Genomic DNA, 19,939 nt, shown 5'->3' on the forward strand with positions numbered 1-19,939 from the left:
AATTTTACTTTTTTGTTTATATTTTTTTATTTTAATAAAATTAAAAAAAGGCATTTTATATGCCTTTTATCATAACAAGAAATATTATCTAGGCTGAACAATTAATCTTATAGCTGTTCTTTCTTCTCCGTCTATTTCTATATCTGTGAAAGCTGGAATACAAACTAAATCTATTCCACTTGGTGCCACAAATCCTCTTGCTATTGCAACCGATTTCACAGCTTGGTTAAGAGCCCCAGCACCTATTGCTTGAATTTCTGCTGCGCCTCTTTCTCTTAAGACTCCTGCTAAAGCCCCTGCTACTGAATTTGGATTTGATTTTGCTGAAACTTTTAATACTTCCATGATAAACCTCCTAGTAAATATATTATTCTGTATCTCTTTTATAATAATTCCACATAAATTAAAAAAATCCTCCTAAATTTTGAAAAAAAATTTAATTTTTCCAAAATTTAAGAAGATTATTTTTATCAAATTTATTTTGCATACTCAATTGCACGAGTTTCTCTGATTACATTTACTTTAATTTGACCTGGATATTCAAGTTCATCTTCTATTTTTTTCACTATATCCCTTGCCACTTCAATAGCTCCTGCATCATCAATTTCTTCTGGTTTAATCATAATTCTAACTTCTCTACCAGCCTGAATAGCATATGACTTTTCTACACCTTCATATGAATTTGCAATTTCTTCAAGCTTTTCTAGTCGTTTAATATAAGCTTCTAATGTTTCTCTTCTAGCACCTGGTCTTGCTGCTGAAATTGCATCAGCTGCTTGAACTAGTATAGCTTCTAATGATTGATATTCAACATCACCATGATGAGCCGCTATAGCATTTACTACTATTGGAGATTCGTGATACTTTTTAGCAAGTTCAGCTCCTATTAACGCATGTGGACCTTCTACTTCATGATCTACAGCTTTACCTATGTCATGTAACAATCCTGCTCTTTTAGCAATAGTTGGATCAATGCCTAATTCTGATGCCATTAAACCTGCTAAATATGCTACTTCAATGGAATGTTTTAAAACATTTTGACCATAGCTTGTTCTGTACTTCAGTCTTCCTAGTAATTTTAACACTTCTATATGTAGACCGTGTATTCCTGTTTCAAAGGTTGCTTGTTCTCCTTCTTCTCTAATATCATTTTCTACATCCTTTTTGGCCTTTTCAACCATTTCTTCTATTCTAGCCGGATGTATTCTTCCATCAACAATAAGCTTTTCTAAGGCTATTCTAGCAACTTCTCTTCTAATTGGATCAAATCCTGAAAGAATTACTGCCTCTGGAGTATCATCTATTATTAAATCAACACCAGTTAACGTTTCAAGGGCTCTTATATTTCTACCCTCTCTACCTATTATTCTTCCCTTCATTTCATCGTTTGGAAGGGAAACTACATGAACTGTAGATTCAGCAACATGATCTGCTGCACATCTTTGAATAGCATAAGTTATGATTTCTCTCGCCTTCTTATCAGCTTCCTCTTTTGCCTTTTGCTCAACTTCTTTAATCATTATAGCAGTTTCATGTCTTATTTCCTTTTTCACTTCATCCAATAACACTTGTTTAGCTTCTTCAGATGTAAGATTTGATAATCTTTCTAATTCTTGTCTTTCTTGTGTATACAACTCTTGTATGCTTTGTTCTAAGCTTTCAACTTCTTGTTGTTTTTTATTAATACCGTCTTCTTTTTTTTCTAATATAGAACTCTTTTTATCCAAAGATTCCTCTCTTTGAATTATTCTTCTTTCTAGTCTTTGAACTTCATTTCTTCTTTCCCTAGATTCCTTCTCAAAATCTGTTCTTAATCTATGAACTTCTTCTTTAGCTTCTAATATAGATTCCTTTTTTGTGGATTCGGCCTCTCTTTTAGCTTCTTCTACAATCCTTTTAGCCTCTTCCTCTGACTTAGAAATATTAGCTTGAGATATATTTTTTCTAGTATAAATAATAACAAAAGCTCCAATGAACATAGCAATTACTAATATTCCTATTCCTATTAGCAAACCTCCACTAATCATTGTATATAAACACCTCCTTATTCATTCTTTAGTATCTATTTACTTGAAAATGAAAGCTAGAAAAGGTGTCACATTTTATTCAATTGGTTGCAATTAATTTGGTTGCAATTAAATTATGCTAAACCAGTATTTGTATTTATTTTATATTACTTTCTATCCAATGTCAAGATATGTAGTATGTACTAAAACACCTGCATAGTTGAGATTTTCTTTTATTTTATATACAAATATTATTTATATGTATATAAAATTTTTTATTTTGCATTTTTTATTATTATTTTAATTATATCCATTTTTTAAAGTTGATATACTTTATTTTATATTTTAAAATATTTTAATTTATTATTTTATTAAAATAAAAAAATAGCAAGTAAACTTGCTATTTTTTATCTTTAATTTCTTTTTTTTCTATATTCTTAGTTTCTTTATATAATGGGAGATTATGCTTTTCTCTGATTTTATTTTCTATTTCTAATCTTATTTCTGGATTTTCTTTAAAATATGCTTTCGCATTTTCTCTTCCTTGTCCTAATCTTACATCACCATAAGAGAACCATGCTCCACTTTTTTGAACAATCTCTTCTTTAACTGCAATATCTAATACATCACCTTCTCTAGATATACCTTGACCATACATTATATCGAATTCCGCTTGTTTAAATGGTGGTGCTACTTTATTTTTAGTGATTTTAACTCTTGTTCTAGATCCTAAGAATTCATCACCTTGTTTTATAGTATCTACTTTTCTTACATCCATTCTTACTGATGAATAGAATTTAAGAGCTCTTCCGCCTGGAGTTGTTTCTGGATTTCCAAACATAATTCCAACTTTTTCTCTTAATTGATTGATAAAAACTGCAACACATTGAGATTTATTTATTGAACCTGTTAATTTTCTTAACGCTTGAGACATAAGTCTAGCTTGAAGACCAACATGTGAGTCTCCCATTTCACCTTCTATCTCTGCTTTTGGTACTAATGCTGCTACAGAGTCAACTACTACAATATCTACAGCACCTGATCTTACTAATGCTTCAACAATTTCTAACCCTTGTTCTCCTGTATCTGGTTGTGATACTAACAAATTATCTATGTCTACTCCTAATGCTTTTGCATAAACTGGATCTAATGCATGTTCAGCATCTACGAATGCAGCTACTCCACCAGCTTTTTGAGCTTCTGCTACAATATGTAATGCTACAGTTGTCTTACCAGAAGATTCTGGTCCAAATATTTCAATTACTCTACCTCTTGGAACCCCACCTATTCCAAGTCCTATATCTAATCCTAGACATCCTGTAGATATTGCATCTAAATTTAAACCACTATTTTCTCCCAATTTCATTATAGAACCCTTACCAAATTGTTTTTCAATTTGTGACATGGCAGATTCTAATGCTTTTAACTTTTCGCTATCCATACTTTTCATCCTTTCTACTATTAATTATTATATAAACAATTAATAAATTTATGACAGATTAATATTATTCCCAATATAAAATGAATGTATTAAATATTTTTTAGAGTCTTTTCATATAAAACTAAGAATTGAATGCTTATTTTTATATACTCTTTTTATTTACTATTTATATATTCATTATATAGATTATACTATATTTAAGATTTGAAACAACATTGAAATTTAATTTAAATAAAAACATTTTAAATTAAATTTTTTTATAATAAATACTAAGGCTTTATTTATTAGTATTTATTACACTTTTATTTTTCACAAAATAATCTATTCCAGATACTATAGTTATAACAACTGCTAAAATCATAAATATATCAGTCACTGTATTTAATATTGATACATTGACATTTAAAGTAATTAATCCAGCTATTATAGCAACCATTTGAACTACTGTTTTAGCTTTACCCCAATTACTTGCTGCTATAACAATCCCTTCTGAAGCCGCTATTGTTCTTAATCCCGAAACTGCAAATTCTCTTGCTATTATAACCATAGCCACCCATGAAGGTATCATTCCAAATTCAACCATTACAATTAATGCTGATGTAACTAAAAGTTTATCTGCTAAAGGATCCATAAATTTTCCAAAATTAGTTACTTGATTTCTGCTTCTTGCTATATAACCATCTAGTTTATCCGTGATTGATGCAACTATAAATATAATTGTTGCAATAAATATTCCCATTTTAGTACCTATTGCCATACACAACAAGAAAAATGGTACTAAAATCATTCTTATAACTGTAAGCTTATTTGCTAAATTCATACAACACAACTCCCATTTACTATTTTTAATAGTAAGGTATACTTACTTTTATTTAAATATATTTTATAGAATTTCTTAATCCTAACTTTATCTAGGTTTCAAAAGTCTATTTCAACCTTTTATATTTGTTTATAAAAAAAACATAAAATTTAATACAATACTTCACCTATTAAATCATATTCAAGCGCCTTTATAATTTTAACATTTACAAATTGACCTATTTTTAAGTCTTTACTTCCTTCTACAAATACTTCTCCATCTATTTCTGGAGCCATTTCATAGTTTCTTCCAATGTATACTTCTCCATCTTTATTCTCTATCAACACTTTATATGTTCTTCCAACTTTACTTCTATTCACACCTTTAGACACTTTTTGTTGAAGTTCCATAAGCTCATGATATCTAAGTTCCTTTACTTCTTCTTCTATTTGATTTGGCATATCAGCTGCAACTGTACCTTCTTCTTGTGAGTATGTGAATACTCCTAATTTATCAAATTTTATTTCCTCTATAAATTCTTTTAACTCCTCAAAATCTTCTTCTGTCTCACCTGGAAAACCAACTATAATAGCTGTTCTTAATACCACATTAGGAATATTTTCTCTTAGCTTTAATATGTTTTCTTTTATTATCCTTTTTCTTCCTTTTCTTCTCATAGATTTTAAAACATTGTCACTTATATGTTGTATTGGAATATCTATATATTTACATACTTTTTCATTTTCTTTAAATTCTTTTATTATGTCATCTGTAAGCTCTTCTGCATAACAATATAAAACTCTTATCCATTCAATACTTTTTATTTTTGATAGTTCTCTTAAAAGTATGTGCAATGTTTTCTCTTTATATAAATCAATTCCATAGCTAGTTGTATCTTGTGCAACTAATATTATTTCTTTATATCCATTAATTGCAAGTTCTTTAGCTTCCATTATTATATCTTCCATTTTTCTACTTCTGTATCTACCTCTTATTTTAGGTATAGCACAATAAGCACAAGCATTGTTACATCCTTCTGAAATTCTTAAATATGCTGTTTTATTTCCAGTTGTTACAACTCTTTTTCCTGTGTTTATATTAGAATCACTATAATTTGTATATGCTATTTTTTTATTTGTCTTTAAAACTTCTTCTATGCTTTCTGTAAGTTTATCATAATCATTAACACCTAAAATAATATCTAACTCAGGAATAAGTTCTAAAAGCTCACTACCATATCTCTGAGTTAAACATCCTGTTGCTATTAATACCTTACAATTATTTTCATCTTTGTATTTAGCCATACTAAGTATTGTATCTATTGATTCTTGCTTTGAACTTTCAATAAAGCCACATGTATTTATAATTATAACATCTGCATTTTCAGGCTCATTAATTAATTCAAATTTCTCCTTTACTGTTGCAACTATAATTTCAGAATCTATTCTATTTTTATCACAACCTAAGTTTATTACTCCTATTTTTAATTTTTCCATTCGTTACCTCCTATTTAGAATGTAATATATTTATATTCCATCCTAATGATAATCTTATCCTATTATTGAAATTCTAATCTACTTTATGATATATATTTTAATCTTTAACTATTAAACTCCTCTTTGCTTATTAAGACTTGTCTAGGTTTGCTTCCATTTTTTCCAGATATTATTCCTCTCTCCTCCATTTCATCTATAATTCTTGCCGCTCTATTATATCCTATTTTTAATCTTCTCTGCAATAATGATGTAGATGCAGCATCTTCATCTATTACTATCCTTATAGCTTCATTTAATAATTCATCACATTCATTATCTCCATTAGAAGGTTTTGCACCTTCCTCGATTTCTTCTATTATTTCTTCTGAATATATATGTTCTTCGATTTGAGATTTTATAAACCCAACAACTCTTTCAACTTCTTCTTCAGATACAAATGCTCCTTGTATTCTTATTGGTTTTGATTCTCCTACTGGATAAAATAGCATGTCTCCCTTTCCTAAAAGTTTTTCAGCTCCTGAGGAATCTAATATAGTTCTAGAATCTATCTGACTAGAAACAGCAAAAGATATTCTTGATGGTATATTTGCTTTTATAACTCCAGTTATTACATCTACAGATGGTCTTTGAGTTGCTATAACAAGATGCATACCTGCAGCTCTTGCCATTTGTGCTAGTCTTCCAATATAATCTTCTATATCATTTGGACATACCATCATTAAATCAGCAAGCTCATCTATTATTATAACAATCCATGGAAGTTTTTCTTCTACTATACCTTTAGTAGCCAGTTCATTATATCCTTCAATGTTTCTAACATTATTATCTGCAAATATTTTATATCTTCTAGTCATTTCATTTACTGCCCAATTTAAAGCACCTGCAGCTTTTTTAGGTTCAGTTACAACTGGTATTAAAAGATGAGGTATCCCATTATATATATTTAATTCTACAACCTTCGGATCTATCAGTAATAATTTAACCTCATCAGGAGAATATTTATAAAGTAAACTCATAAGTAAAGTGTTAATACACACACTTTTCCCTGAACCGGTAGCCCCTGCTACAAGTAAGTGTGGCATTTTAGTAAGATCTGATACTATTGAATGTCCACCTATATCTTTTCCTAAACAAAAAGCTAAATTTTTATTAAAATTCATAAATTCATCTGACTCAATAACTTCCCTTAAGTATACTGCTGTAAGTTCTCTATTAGGAACTTCTATACCTACAGCTGCTTTTCCTGGAATAGGAGCTTCAATTCTAACTCCTGACGCAGCCAAGTTTAATGCTATGTCATCAGCTAAATTAACTATTTTACTTACTTTAACACCTGCACTTGGTTGCAATTCAAATCTTGTTACTGATGGCCCTTTTGTAACTTGTGTAACTTTTGCTTCTACTCCAAAACTAGCAAGAGTTTCTTGAAGCTTACTTGCACTGTTTAATAATTCTTTTTTATCACCTTTTTTTAATTGGCTATTTTCATTTTTAGAAAGCAATTCCATGTTAGGCTTATCATAATTTATTATAGTATTTCTATTTACAATACCAATGTTCACTTCTGAATCATCATCTTCTTTTTCAATTTTGTAACTACGTTTTTTTATGGCACTTAAATCACTTTGAACTGTATCTCCAAAAATAAAATCTGTATCTGTACTTTCTTTATTTTCATCATCTTTTAGAAATTCAACAATTTTAATTTTACTATCATCTTCTTTATTGCTAAGATCAAAAAATGGGTTATCTAATGAAACTTCTTCTGTAACAGCAATACTTTCATTTACATTCATTGGTTCATCTATTTTTATTTCTTTACCTTCTTTATTTTTAGAATTACTTTTTAGGTCTTGTCCTTTTTTCTTGATGCTGTCTACAATATCTTTAAGTGTAATATCTCTTATCATTACAATAGATATTATATATAAAGATATAAATATTACATAGCTTCCTATGCTACCAAATAATTTATAAACCGGTAATATTATTAAATAACCTATTACCCCGCTATGTATAATATTTGATGAATTATAAATATTGCTCATACTTAATAAAATATCACCTTCAATATGGTAGTTAAATAATACTATCATTTGTATAAGTAATAATGTATTTATTATAAATAACATTATTCCATAAAATTTTTTAGTAAACTTTATTTTTCCATTTCTATATATATAGTTAAATCCTATAAATATAAATAACAGTGGTAACACATATGCACCTAAGCCTAATATTCCAATTAATATATTATATATAAATATTCCCATGACACCTGTTAACGATGTTTTTTCAGAAATAACACTTGCTATAAGACTAAATAATGTTATGATTCCTAAAATAATTAATATAACACCTTTAAGCTCTGGTCTGATTTCTGTATTTTTTTTATCTTTTGTTGTTTTCTTTTTTACTTTAGTGTTTTTCTTTGCCACCATCTCACCTCCACATATTATTTCTATAAAAAACTCTTAGAACCTTCTTTATATCTGTATATAAATAATTTTGTTTTATATTAAGCAATATAAAAATAGGTCTATATAGACCTATTTTTATCAATAAGTTCATTTAACTTATTAAGCGCTTGAGATATTCCTCCAACTTCATCTATAAGACCACATTGAACAGCTTGTTTTCCTATCAATATAGTCCCCATATCATTTAACAATTCATCAGTTCTAGCCATCATTTTGTTTAATTCATCTATAGATATCTTAGATGTTCTTACTATAAATTCTGTTATTCTCTCTTGCATCTTTCTAAAATATTCAAATGTTTGAGGTACTCCTATAATAAGTCCATTCATTCTAATAGGATGAATTATCATTGTTGCACTAGGTGATATATATGAATAATCTGATGATGTAGCTAATGGAACTCCTATTGAATGACCTCCACCTATAACTAATGATACAGTAGGTTTAGTTAAACTTCTTATCATTTCAGCTATAGCTAGACCAGCTTCTACATCTCCACCTACAGTATTAAGTACAACTAATATACCTTCAACATTTTTATCCCTTTCCATTGCTATAAGTTGTGGTATAACATGTTCATATTTAGTAGTTTTAGTTTGTGGCGCACCAATATTATGACCTTCTATCTGTCCAATTATAGGTAAAATTTGTATGCTAGAATCTCCGTCTTTAGCTACTTTTGACACACCTAATTCTTTAATATTTTGAACTTTTTCTGTTTGATTTGGATTGTTACTTTCAGGTTCTTTATTAGGTTCATTATTTACATTACCATCTAGTATATTGCCATTTTCATTATATATCATCTTTTTCCTCCTTAAACAAACAAATTATATAAAATAATAATTATTTTATAATCTTATCTTTTAATAGTCTGTTCATTTAAAGATTCACTTATACTTAATGAGCTAAATTAAATTCTCCATGAAGTACATTTATAGCTATATCTGTATCTTTTTCTTCAACAAGACACCATATAGTCATATGAGAGTCTGCTGTTTGTAATACTTCTATATTCTGTTTTGTAAGAGCTTTTAAAATTCTTGCCATAACTCCAGGCACACCTTTCATTTTTGTTCCTATTATGGCTATTTTACTACAATTTTCAATATATGAGTAAGATAAATTTAATTTGCTAACTATATCTTTAAATTTTTCTAAATCATTATCTGCAATTGTAAATATTTTTTGTTTTGGAAATACACTTATAAGATCTATACTTATATTGTTTTGTGCTAATATATCTAATAAATTAACATATTCATCTGTTCCATTGTAATTTGCAGTTATTTGAACTCTACCTTTAACATGAGTTATTCCTGTTACAATTTTATTTGATTCTCCCCACGTATCATTAGATATTATAGTTCCTATACAATCATTTAATGTATTTTTTATAACTAACGGTATATTGTATTTTTTAGATATTTCTACTGCTAATGGATGAATAACTTTAGCTCCTTGATCTGCAAATTGGAATACTTCTTCATATCCAATTTGTTTTATAAGCATTGCATCTGAAACTATTCGTGGATCAGCTGTCATTATACCATCAACATCAGTATATATATGCACTTCTTCTGCCTTTAATGCTGCTCCTAGTATTGCACCTGTTACATCACTACCGCCTCTTCCAAACGTAGTTAAAAAGCCATTATTTTCAACACCTTGAAAACCAGCTACAACTGGTACTTTTCCATCTTTAATTAAATCTAATATTCTATTAGTTTCTACATCTAATATTGATGCAGATCCATAATTACTATCAGTTTTTATACCTGCTAACCCTCCAGTTAATGGAATAGAATCTATTTCTTCTTTATAAAGCTCATTACACATAACAACTGTGCTTATTATTTCTCCGCATCCTAATAATACATCTGTAGCTAATAAATTAGATTTTTTAAAATCGTCACTTACTAACTGAAGTAATGTATCTGTTGCATAGTTATCACCTTTTCTTCCCATTGCTGATACAACAACAACAGGTGAATATCCTTCACTAATTGCATTCTTTACTTTTTTTACTACTAATTTTCTATTCTTTTCAGTTGAAACAGACGTTCCTCCAAATTTTTGAACTAGTATTTTCATTAATTACTCCCCCAAACTTAGTCATTTTATTATGTTCTAGGTTTCCAAACTTATATTACATATTGTTTTTTAAATTTGGATATATTTTAAAAACTAGTATGTGCTCACTTTTTTTAATTTAATAATCTTTTTAATAAAATTTAACTAAACGAGCTTATTTTTGAATTAGTTTATACACGATTAACTCTCAATGTTTCATCATCTATATCTATTATAATAGTTTTAGAGCCTATTTTTTTCACATATTCCCAAGGTACTTCCATGAATCCATTACTTTTAAATAGGCTAAAACTTGATTTATTATCATTTAATAAAAGTAATTTTAATACTCCATTTTCATCTATTACTATATCATTGTTAGCTAATAAATTGTATTTATCACCATCATTTATATTTATAATTTCGTATTTTCCCATTTCACTTAGATATTTAATATTATCTTCCATAAAAACTCACCTCATATTATATTTCTTTATATAGAACAATTACACAGTAAATATTTTTTACCTATATAAAGAATAGTTATGAGTCACACTATATTTTTATGATAATAAAACATCTTTTATATTATAATCATTTTTTAACACATCTACATTCTTACCTACAAATGCAGAGTTTATAATTCCCTTTTTAAAAGTATTTTCCATTACTCTATCTATACTTTCCATATCTATTTTATCTATTTTCTTTATAACATCTTGAGGTGTATTAATTTTATTTAAAAACAGTACAGCCTTTCCATTACTAAACATTCTACTGCTAGTGCTTTCTAAACCTAATATATAATTTCCTTTTAGTTGCTCTTTAGTTTTATACAATTTTTCTTTACTTATTTTATATTTAACAAAATTTTTAGTCTCATTTTCTATAGCTTCTATAGCTTCTTTTGCATACTGTGGGTTTATCCCTGCATATATATTTATTAATCCATTATTTACATGTGATGACATATACATATATATTGAATAACATACAGCTAACTCTTCCCTTATTTTTTGAAATAGTATGGAAGAAGCTCCACCACCTAGTATGTTAGATAATAATATAGATGTATACAAATCATCATGTCCAAGAGCCATACCTTGGATTCCTAAATTTATATGTAATTGCTCTATATCTTTTTTTACAAAATAATTATTAGTTGTTATTTTAGGTGTAGAATATACTGTTATATTTTTATTTTCAGTTTTCCATTTTCCAAAATATTTCTCTAATAATTTTTCTATATTTTTCATATTAATATTTCCACATATAGATAAAACACAATTTTCTGGTATGTAATTCATTTTTAAATAATTTATTAATAAATTTCTATCAAAAGACTTAACAGTGTTTTCTGTACCTAGTATTGGAAGTGATAGTCCATCATTTTCCCATGCAGCTTTAGCATGTACATCCATCAATACATCTTCTGGATTATCTTTACTCATATTTATTTCTTCTATTACTACACCTTTTTCTTTTTCTATGTCTTCTTCACTAAATAAACTATTAAATAACATATCTGATAGTATTTCTAGACTTAATTCTAAATGTGTATCTAATGTTTTTATGTAATAACATGTTGATTCTTTTCCTGTGAAGGCATTTATTTGTCCTCCTACATCTTCAATTTGTTCTACTATTTCTTTTGATGTTCTATTGGAAGTTCCCTTAAATAGCATATGTTCTATGAAATGCGATACTCCATTATTATAAAAATTTTCTTTTCTTGAACCATTTTCAACCCATAATCCAATTGACACCGAATTGAAATGTTCTATGTTTTCAACTACAACTTTTAAACCATTATTTAAAGTAAATAAATTATACATCTCGATTCTCCTCATTGAAGATATATTATTAAAAATTTATTTCTAATATAATCTATATTGTTATAAAAATCAATAAAAAATTCTTTATAAATTTAAGTATTAACTAATTCTTATATTATATTACTACTTATTATAAATTTTAATTTTACAACTTAATAAATTATAAAAAAATAAAAAGGCATTATGCCCTTCTATTTGTTTACTTCTCAACGTTGTTGTCAGTTTCTTTATTATCTGTATCTTTTATTGCATCTTTTCTTGAAAGGTTTATTCTTCCTTGTTGATCTATTTCAGTAACTTTTACTAAAATTTCGTCTCCAACTGATACTATATCTTCTACTTTGTTTACTCTTTCAACATCTAATTTAGATATGTGAACTAATCCTTCTTTTTTAGGCATTATTTCAACAAATGCTCCAAATGTAGTTATTTTAGTAACCTTACCTAAATAAATTTCTCCAACTTCTACTTCTTTAGTTATTTCTTTTATTATTCTTAAAGCTTCATTTGCGCTAACACTATCATTAGACATTATTACTACTTTACCATCATCACTAGTATCTATTTTAACACCAGTATCTGCTATGATTTGTTTTATTACTTTACCACCTGGTCCTATAATATCTCTAATTTTATCTGGTTTTACAGTCATAGTATACATTCTAGGTGCATAAGGTGACAATTCTTCTCTAGCTTCAGGTATACATGCTTTTATTTTGTCTAATATAAACATTCTTGCATCTCTAGCCTTTTCTATAGATTGTCTTATGCAGTTTTCTGAAAGACCTTTTATTTTAGTATCAACTTGAATTGATGTAATTCCTTTTTCTGTACCTGCAACTTTAAAGTCCATGTCACCAAAGAAATCTTCTATTCCTTGTATATCTGTTAATACTTCTTCTTCACTTAAATCTTCACTTGTTATTAATCCCATTGCAATTCCTGCTGCTGGTCTCTTTATTGGAACACCTGCATCTAATAAGGCAAGAGTACTTCCACATACACTAGCTTGTGATGTAGATCCATTAGAACTTAATACCTCTGATACTAGTCTAATAGTATATGGGAATTCTTCTATTGATGGTATAAGTGGCTCTAAAGCTCTTTCTGCTAAAGCTCCATGACCAATTTCTCTTCTTCCTGGTCCTCTTAATGGTCTAACTTCTCCTACACTGTATGCTGGGAAATTATAGTGGTGCATATATCTTTTAGATTCTTCTTCACCTAATCCATCAATAATTTGAACATCACCTAAAGCTCCTAAAGTTGCAACAGTCATAACTTGAGTTAATCCTCTTGTGAAAAGTCCTGTTCCATGAGTTCTAGGAAGTATAGATGTTTCACAACCTATAGGTCTTATTTGATCAAATGCTCTTCCATCTGGTCTTCTTTGTTCTTTTAATAGCATATATCTTACTATTTCTTTTTGAATTCCATAGATAACTTCAGCTACATCAGCCATATTATCTTCATATTTTTCTCCAAAAGCTTCATTTATTTTTTCTTTAACTTCAGAAACTTTTGCATTTCGTTCATCCTTATCTATTATATACATAGCTTCTTTTAACATATCAAAAGAAAATTCTCTAATTTCCTTTTCTAACTCTGCATCAACTTTATGAAGTTCTGGAGTTATTTTTTCTTTTCCAAATTTAGCCATAGCTTCTTCTTGGAATTTAACTATTTTTTGACATTCATTAAATCCAAATGATATTGCTTGAATCATAGTTTCTTCTGGTATTTCATCACCACCAGCTTCTATCATCATAACTCTATCTTTTGTTGCACAAACTGTTAAAGATAATGAACTCTCTTCTCTTTCCTTAACTGTTGGATTTAATATAAATTCTCCATTTATAAGACCAACTGAAACTGTTCCTACTGGATCTACAAATGGTATACTTGATAAAGATAATGCCATTGATGCAGCATTCATTGCTAATATATCTGGAACATTATCTTGTTCTACAGAAACCACTGTACAAACAACCTGCACATCATTTCTATACCCCTTAGGAAATAATGGTCTAATTGGTCTGTCTATAGCTCTTCCATTTAGTATAGCTTTTTCTGAAGGTTTCCCTTCTCTTTTTATAAATCCTCCTGGGATTTTTCCTACTGCGTATAATCTCTCTTCATACTCAACACTTAGAGGGAAAAAGTCTATACCTTCTCTAGGTGATTCTGATGCATTTACATTAACAAGTACTACTGTTTCTCCATAACTCATGAATAAAGCACAGTTAGATAACATTCCTACTTTGCCGTTTTCAACTTTCATTTCTCTACCGGCTATAGTGGTTTTTAATGTATTAATCATATATTTTCCTCCTTTCAATCACTATTATTTGTATTTTTGTAAAATTTAATAACTTTATAATTAAATTTTACTTACAAATAAATTTGTATTTAAACACACAATTTAAATATTGTAATGCCTAAAATAATAGAGCGGCATAGCCGCTCTTAATTATTTTCTTATTCCTAACTCAGCTATTAGAGCACGGTATCTTTCGATATCTTGCTTCTTTAAGTAGTTTAAAAGACCTTTTCTTTGTCCAACCATCATTAGAAGACCTCTTCTTGAGTGGTGATCTTTTTTGTGAACTTTTAAGTGCTCAGTTAACTCTTTTATTCTGAAAGTTAATAAAGCAACTTGAACTTCTGGTGATCCTGTATCTCCTTCAGTTCTTGCAAATTTTTCCATTATTTCTTGTTTTCTAGCCTTATCCATGTGTAAAACACCTCCGATTGTAATATCCCCTTATTCCAAGTACGCCGTCGGCAATTCGATTAACTTAGCATAAGGTTCAAGAAGAATTATATCAAATAAACTCCTCTTTGTAAATTATTTATTTTTAGTTTATTGCTATTTCTATATTTTGATTTTTGACAAAATTTCTATCTTTATTCAATTGTTTCATTAAATTTTCTATATTTGAGAATTTTTGTTCTTCCCTTATCTTGTTAATAAAGTAAATTTCAACAAACTCTCCATAAATAGTATCATCAAAATCTAATATATTAGTTTCTACACTAAGTTTTTCTCCATTAACAGTAGGATTCATTCCTATATTAGTCATAGATTTATATATATCATTTTTATATTTAACTAAAGTATAATATACCCCTCTTTTAGGTAATATAAACTCCTTATTATATTCTAAGTTTATTGTTGGAAAACCCATAGTCCTACCTAACTGTCTGCCTTTAACTATAGTTCCTGACATTGTATATAAACTTCCTAACATATTATTAGCTCTTACTATATTACCTTCTGATATATATTTTCTAATTTTACTACTACTTATTATTTCGTTATCCATTTTTATTGGGGGAACTACATATAATTTGAAACCTAACTTATCACTATATTGTTGTAGTAATTTTATATCTCCCAAGTTTTTATAACCAAATCTAAAATTAAATCCTACTACTATTCCTTTTACATTATAACAATTGACTAACTTTTCAATAAATTCTTTAGGACTTATTTCCATAAAGTCCTTGTTAAAAGTCATAAAGTTTACTATATCTATACCCATTCTATTTAACACTTCAACTTTTTTATCATTATCCATTATAAGTTTAGGTGCTATCTCATTATTTATAACCGTTAGTGGATGATTATAAAAAGTACACACCATTGATTTACTTTCTAATCCTTGATTTGAAAATTTCTTAGATATTTCTATAGTTTTTTCTATTAAGCTTTGATGACCCTTATGTATTCCGTCAAAACTCCCTAATGCCACAACTGTATTTTCCCTTAATTTTTCTGAAAAATTATCCCTCATTATTTTCATACCTAAATACCTCTAAATTAAAATTTTAATTAATTTAAAGCCTACATCAGTTTTCTCACCTATAGCTATGAAGTTGTCTAACTCATCATAAACCCTATATAACTTAAACTTTTCTATATTTCCAGAAAAGTTTCTATCCATAACTACAACTCCATTTAGTAATAATTTCTTAAATTTATCATTTGCTATAACTTTAGGACATTCTAAGAAAGCCTGTTCCACAGGTATTACATATTCTTCTATATTTTCCTTTGTTAAATCTTTTATATTTATAGAATTTTCTTTATTAAATTTTCCTGTAGATAATCTTTCCAAGCTTGTCATCATAGCTCCACAACCTAATTTTTCACCTATATCATAACATAAACTTCTAATATAAGTTCCTTTTGAACAATTAACTTTAATTTTAACATAAGGTATATCTATTTCTAGAATATCTATATTATATATTTTTATCGGTCTTGCTTCTCTTTCAATTTCTATACCTTGTCTTGCTAATTCATAAAGTTTTTTACCATTAACTTTTAATGCAGAATACATTGGTGGAACTTGATTTATATTCCCTATAAATGAATTTACAACACCTTTAATTTCGACTTCGTTTACATTGACTTCTGAAGTTCTTATAGTCTTACCTTCTATATCATAAGTATCAGTAACCTCACCTAGCTTTAAAACTGCAACATATTCCTTTTCATCATCCATTATATAATCTATGATTTTAGTTGCTTTTCCTATACATACCGGCAAAACTCCACATGCTTCTGGGTCTAAAGTTCCACAATGTCCTACTTTTTTCTCACCAGCAATTTTTCTTACTTCTCTAACCACATCAAATGAAGTCATTTTTGTTGGTTTGTAAATATTTAATATACCAAAATTTACATTACTTGATTTCATATTATATCAACTCTTTTTCTAACATATCTATTAACTGTTTTTTACATTCCATAGGATTTTTCTCTATAAAACATCCTGCCGCTCTTATATGTCCACCACCATCGAACTTTTCTGCAACTTTTCTAACGTCCACTTTTTCTTTAGATCTAAGACTAACTTTTACTCCGCCTTCTGCTTCTTTTATTAAAACAGTAACATCTGCACTTGCAACTTTAGTTCCAAACATTAAAAGATCTGACGTATCTGTATTTTCCAAGTTTAGCTCTTCCAACATAGATTGCTCCAATATCATAAAAACAGCCTTGCTATTACATTCTAAAGTCATAGTTTCTATAACTTTTCCATAAAGCTTTATTCTATTAAATTCTTTATTATCAAATATTTTTCTATGTATTTCACTAAAATTAATGCCAGTATCTATTATTTTTCCTGCCACTTCATGAGTACTTTTAGTAGTATTGCTATGTCTAAAAGATCCAGTATCTGTAAGTAATGAAGTATATACACCTTCTGCCATATCATTGTCTATTAATATATTAAGTTTTTCAATAACTTTATATATAATTTCTCCTACAGCAGCAGCTTTTGTATCAACATAATTTAAATCTCCATACATCTCATTTGACATATGATGGTCTATATTTATTACTTCATAATTTCTATTTTGTAAATTTATATTTGCATTAATTCTTTTAACATCTCCACAATCCAAAACTATTAGTAATTCAGTTTCATTTGGAATTTCAAAATTTTCACCATTAACTTCATCAAATATTTTTATATAAGAAAATGTATTGGATAATTTTTCCTTACTTAATATATTGCATTTTTTTCCCAATTTTCTTAATGCTAAAGTTAAAGCTGTAGCACTACCAATAGAATCTCCATCTGGTGATGAATGAAAAGTAATAGCAATGCTATTACTTTTCATAATTTTATTTATTACTTTATCTAAATCCATAATCATTTACTCCTTTATTTTATTAAATAATGATTGTAAATGCATAGCTTTATCTAAAGTTTCATCAAGTTGTATTATAACTTCCGGTACATGTCTTAATTTTACATTTTTACCTATTTCTCTTCTTATAAATCCAACTGAATTTTTTAGTATTAAAAGTGCATCAGATTTTTCTTTTTCACTTCCAAATATACTTACATAAATTTTGGCATAGCTTAAATCTCTACTTACATCTACATCAGTTACGCTAACCATAGCAGTTAATCTAGGATCTTTGATTTTATTTTGTATAGTATTACTTACATCCTTTTTTATTTCTTCATTTATTCTACCGCCTCTATAATTTGCCACGTAACTCACTCCTTAAACTATATTTGTTTTGGCTTAATTTCTTCCATAGTATAAGCTTCAATAATATCGCCTTCTTTTATGTCATTGAATTTTTCTATACTTATACCGCATTCAAAACCTGTTGCTGCTTCTTTAACATCATCTTTAAATCTCTTTAATGAAGCTAAAGCAGATTCAAATACAACAACACCATTTCTTATAACTCTAACACTTGCATTTCTTACTATTTTTCCTGTTAATACATAACAACCTGCAATTGTTCCTACATTTGATATTTTATATACCTGTCTAGCTTCTGCTGTTCCTAATACAACTTCTTTATATTCAGGATCAAGCATTCCAAGCATTGCAGATTTAATATCTTCAATAGCATCATAAATTATTCTATAAGTTTTTATTTCAACATTTTCTTTTTCACCAACTGCTACAGCATTATTATCTGGTCTTACATTAAATCCTATTATAATAGCATTTGATGCTGATGCTAAAGTAACATCTGTTTCTGTTATAGCACCAACTCCACCATGTATTACTCTTACTTTTACATTATCTGTAGATAATTTTTCTAAAGATTGTTTTACAGCTTCTGTTGAACCTTGAACGTCAGCTTTTACTATAACACTAAGTTCTTTAACTTTTCCTTCTTGGATTTGGCTATATAAGTTTTCCATAGAAACTTTATTTGAAGCTGTAAAGCTTTCTTCTCTTATTTTGCTTTTTCTACTTTCTGCCATGTTTCTAGCAGTTTTTTCATCTTTTACTACATTAAATCTATCTCCAGCTGCTGGAACTTCTGATAAACCTAATATTTCAACTGGTATAGATGGACCTGCTGATTTAATTTTCTTTCCTTTATCATCATTCATTGCTCTTATTCTTCCATAAGTAGTTCCAACTATGATTGAATCTCCTACATTTAAAGTTCCATTTTGAACAAGTAATGATGCAACTGGTCCTCTTCCTTTATCAAGCTTAGCTTCTATTACTGTACCTTTTGCTCTTCTATCTGGATTTGCTTCTAATTCTAACATTTCAGAAGTTATTACTATCATTTCTAATAATGTATCTAATCCTTCTTTAGTATGAGCTGATACAGGTACACATATAGTGTCTCCGCCCCAATCTTCTGCTATTAATCCATATTCAGTTAATTCTTGTTTAACTTTATCTGGGTTAGCTGCTGGTCTATCCATTTTATTTATAGCAACTATCATTGGAACTTCTGCTGCTTTACAGTGGTTTATTGCTTCTATAGTTTGTGGCATTATACCATCATCTGCTGCAACTACTAATACAACTAAATCTGTAATTTTAGCACCTCTAGCTCTCATTGCAGTAAAGGCTTCGTGTCCTGGAGTATCTAAAAATGTTATTTTTTCTCCATTTACATTTACTGTGTAAGCTCCTATATGTTGAGTTATTCCACCTGCTTCTGTAGCTGTTACTTTAGAATGCTTTATAGCATCTAGTACTGAAGTTTTACCATGGTCAACGTGACCCATTATTGTAACAACTGGTGGTCTTTTAACTTTATTATCATCTTCTGATTCGAAGCTTTCCATTTCAACTTCTTCACCTAGTTTGCCTTCTTCTTCTTCTTTTAAAACAGCAATTGTTCCGAATTTTTCTGCTACCTTTTCAGCTATATTAAAATCTATTTCTTGGTTCATGTTTGCCATTACACCAATGAACATTAATTGTTTGATTACTTCAACTGAAGATTTCTTTAATTTTTCAGCTAGATCCTTAACAATTATAGTTTTTTCCATTTCTATAACTTCTTCACTTGAT

General features: G+C 28.3%; 16 protein-coding genes and 1 pseudogene. All 17 read right to left on the reverse strand.

The genetic code is table 11. The features are described 5' to 3' along the window. Positions 1–84 precede the first annotated feature (84 nt). On the reverse strand, positions 85–345 hold the full coding sequence (locus tag AC07E4_RS17340) for a stage V sporulation protein S (RefSeq protein WP_034438652.1): 261 nt from the start codon (positions 343–345) through the stop codon (positions 85–87). Positions 346–476: 131 nt separating this feature from the next. After that, positions 477–2,027, reverse strand: a complete 1,551-nt coding sequence (gene rny / locus AC07E4_RS17345) for a ribonuclease Y (RefSeq protein ID WP_034438653.1) — start codon at positions 2,025–2,027, stop codon at positions 477–479. A gap of 379 nt (positions 2,028–2,406) precedes the next feature. Further along, the gene (gene recA / locus AC07E4_RS17350) at positions 2,407–3,447 is read right to left on the reverse strand and encodes a recombinase RecA (protein WP_430829580.1); all 1,041 of its coding nucleotides are present in this window, start codon (positions 3,445–3,447) and stop codon (positions 2,407–2,409) included. Between the two features lie 277 nt (positions 3,448–3,724). Further along, on the reverse strand, positions 3,725–4,267 hold the full coding sequence (gene pgsA / locus AC07E4_RS17355) for a CDP-diacylglycerol--glycerol-3-phosphate 3-phosphatidyltransferase (RefSeq protein ID WP_034438657.1): 543 nt from the start codon (positions 4,265–4,267) through the stop codon (positions 3,725–3,727). A gap of 149 nt (positions 4,268–4,416) precedes the next feature. Next, positions 4,417–5,742: a 30S ribosomal protein S12 methylthiotransferase RimO gene (rimO, locus tag AC07E4_RS17360; RefSeq protein ID WP_034438660.1), complete on the reverse strand. Its 1,326-nt coding sequence runs from the start codon at positions 5,740–5,742 to the stop codon at positions 4,417–4,419. A 104-nt stretch (positions 5,743–5,846) separates the two neighbouring features. Further along, on the reverse strand, positions 5,847–8,183 hold the full coding sequence (locus tag AC07E4_RS17365; RefSeq protein WP_478217054.1) for an FtsK/SpoIIIE family DNA translocase: 2,337 nt from the start codon (positions 8,181–8,183) through the stop codon (positions 5,847–5,849). Between the two features lie 98 nt (positions 8,184–8,281). After that, positions 8,282–9,028: a ClpP family protease gene (locus AC07E4_RS17370; RefSeq protein ID WP_051539857.1), complete on the reverse strand. Its 747-nt coding sequence runs from the start codon at positions 9,026–9,028 to the stop codon at positions 8,282–8,284. A gap of 94 nt (positions 9,029–9,122) precedes the next feature. After that, the gene (gene dapG / locus AC07E4_RS17375) at positions 9,123–10,316 is read right to left on the reverse strand and encodes an aspartate kinase (RefSeq protein ID WP_478217055.1); all 1,194 of its coding nucleotides are present in this window, start codon (positions 10,314–10,316) and stop codon (positions 9,123–9,125) included. A 170-nt stretch (positions 10,317–10,486) separates the two neighbouring features. After that, on the reverse strand, positions 10,487–10,762 hold the full coding sequence (locus AC07E4_RS17380) for a YlmC/YmxH family sporulation protein (RefSeq protein ID WP_034438667.1): 276 nt from the start codon (positions 10,760–10,762) through the stop codon (positions 10,487–10,489). A gap of 96 nt (positions 10,763–10,858) precedes the next feature. Beyond that, entirely contained in the window at positions 10,859–12,130 is a 1,272-nt protein-coding gene (locus AC07E4_RS17385) for a M16 family metallopeptidase (protein WP_034438669.1), read from the reverse strand. A gap of 199 nt (positions 12,131–12,329) precedes the next feature. Beyond that, complete coding sequence (locus AC07E4_RS17390; RefSeq protein WP_478217056.1) at positions 12,330–14,450, reverse strand: polyribonucleotide nucleotidyltransferase; 2,121 nt, start codon at positions 14,448–14,450, stop codon at positions 12,330–12,332. A gap of 150 nt (positions 14,451–14,600) precedes the next feature. Further along, positions 14,601–14,864 carry a 30S ribosomal protein S15 gene (rpsO, locus tag AC07E4_RS17395; protein ID WP_034438675.1) on the reverse strand — a complete coding sequence of 88 codons (264 nt, stop codon included), beginning with the start codon at positions 14,862–14,864 and terminating at the stop codon, positions 14,601–14,603. 124 nt (positions 14,865–14,988) lie between these two features. Continuing rightward, entirely contained in the window at positions 14,989–15,936 is a 948-nt protein-coding gene (locus AC07E4_RS17400) for a bifunctional riboflavin kinase/FAD synthetase (protein WP_034438678.1), read from the reverse strand. A gap of 12 nt (positions 15,937–15,948) precedes the next feature. After that, complete coding sequence (gene truB / locus AC07E4_RS17405) at positions 15,949–16,836, reverse strand: tRNA pseudouridine(55) synthase TruB (RefSeq protein ID WP_430829574.1); 888 nt, start codon at positions 16,834–16,836, stop codon at positions 15,949–15,951. A 1-nt stretch (position 16,837) separates the two neighbouring features. Beyond that, a complete protein-coding gene (locus AC07E4_RS17410; protein WP_430829573.1) occupies positions 16,838–17,797 on the reverse strand; it encodes a DHH family phosphoesterase in 960 nt (319 codons plus the stop codon). Positions 17,798–17,803: 6 nt separating this feature from the next. Further along, on the reverse strand, positions 17,804–18,148 hold the full coding sequence (gene rbfA, locus AC07E4_RS17415; RefSeq protein ID WP_034438684.1) for a 30S ribosome-binding factor RbfA: 345 nt from the start codon (positions 18,146–18,148) through the stop codon (positions 17,804–17,806). A 17-nt stretch (positions 18,149–18,165) separates the two neighbouring features. Continuing rightward, positions 18,166–19,932, reverse strand: a pseudogene (gene infB, locus AC07E4_RS17420) (translation initiation factor IF-2); the annotation flags it as partial. Positions 19,933–19,939 lie beyond the last annotated feature (7 nt).

The sequence above is a fragment of the Clostridium amazonense genome (genome assembly GCF_056431285.1).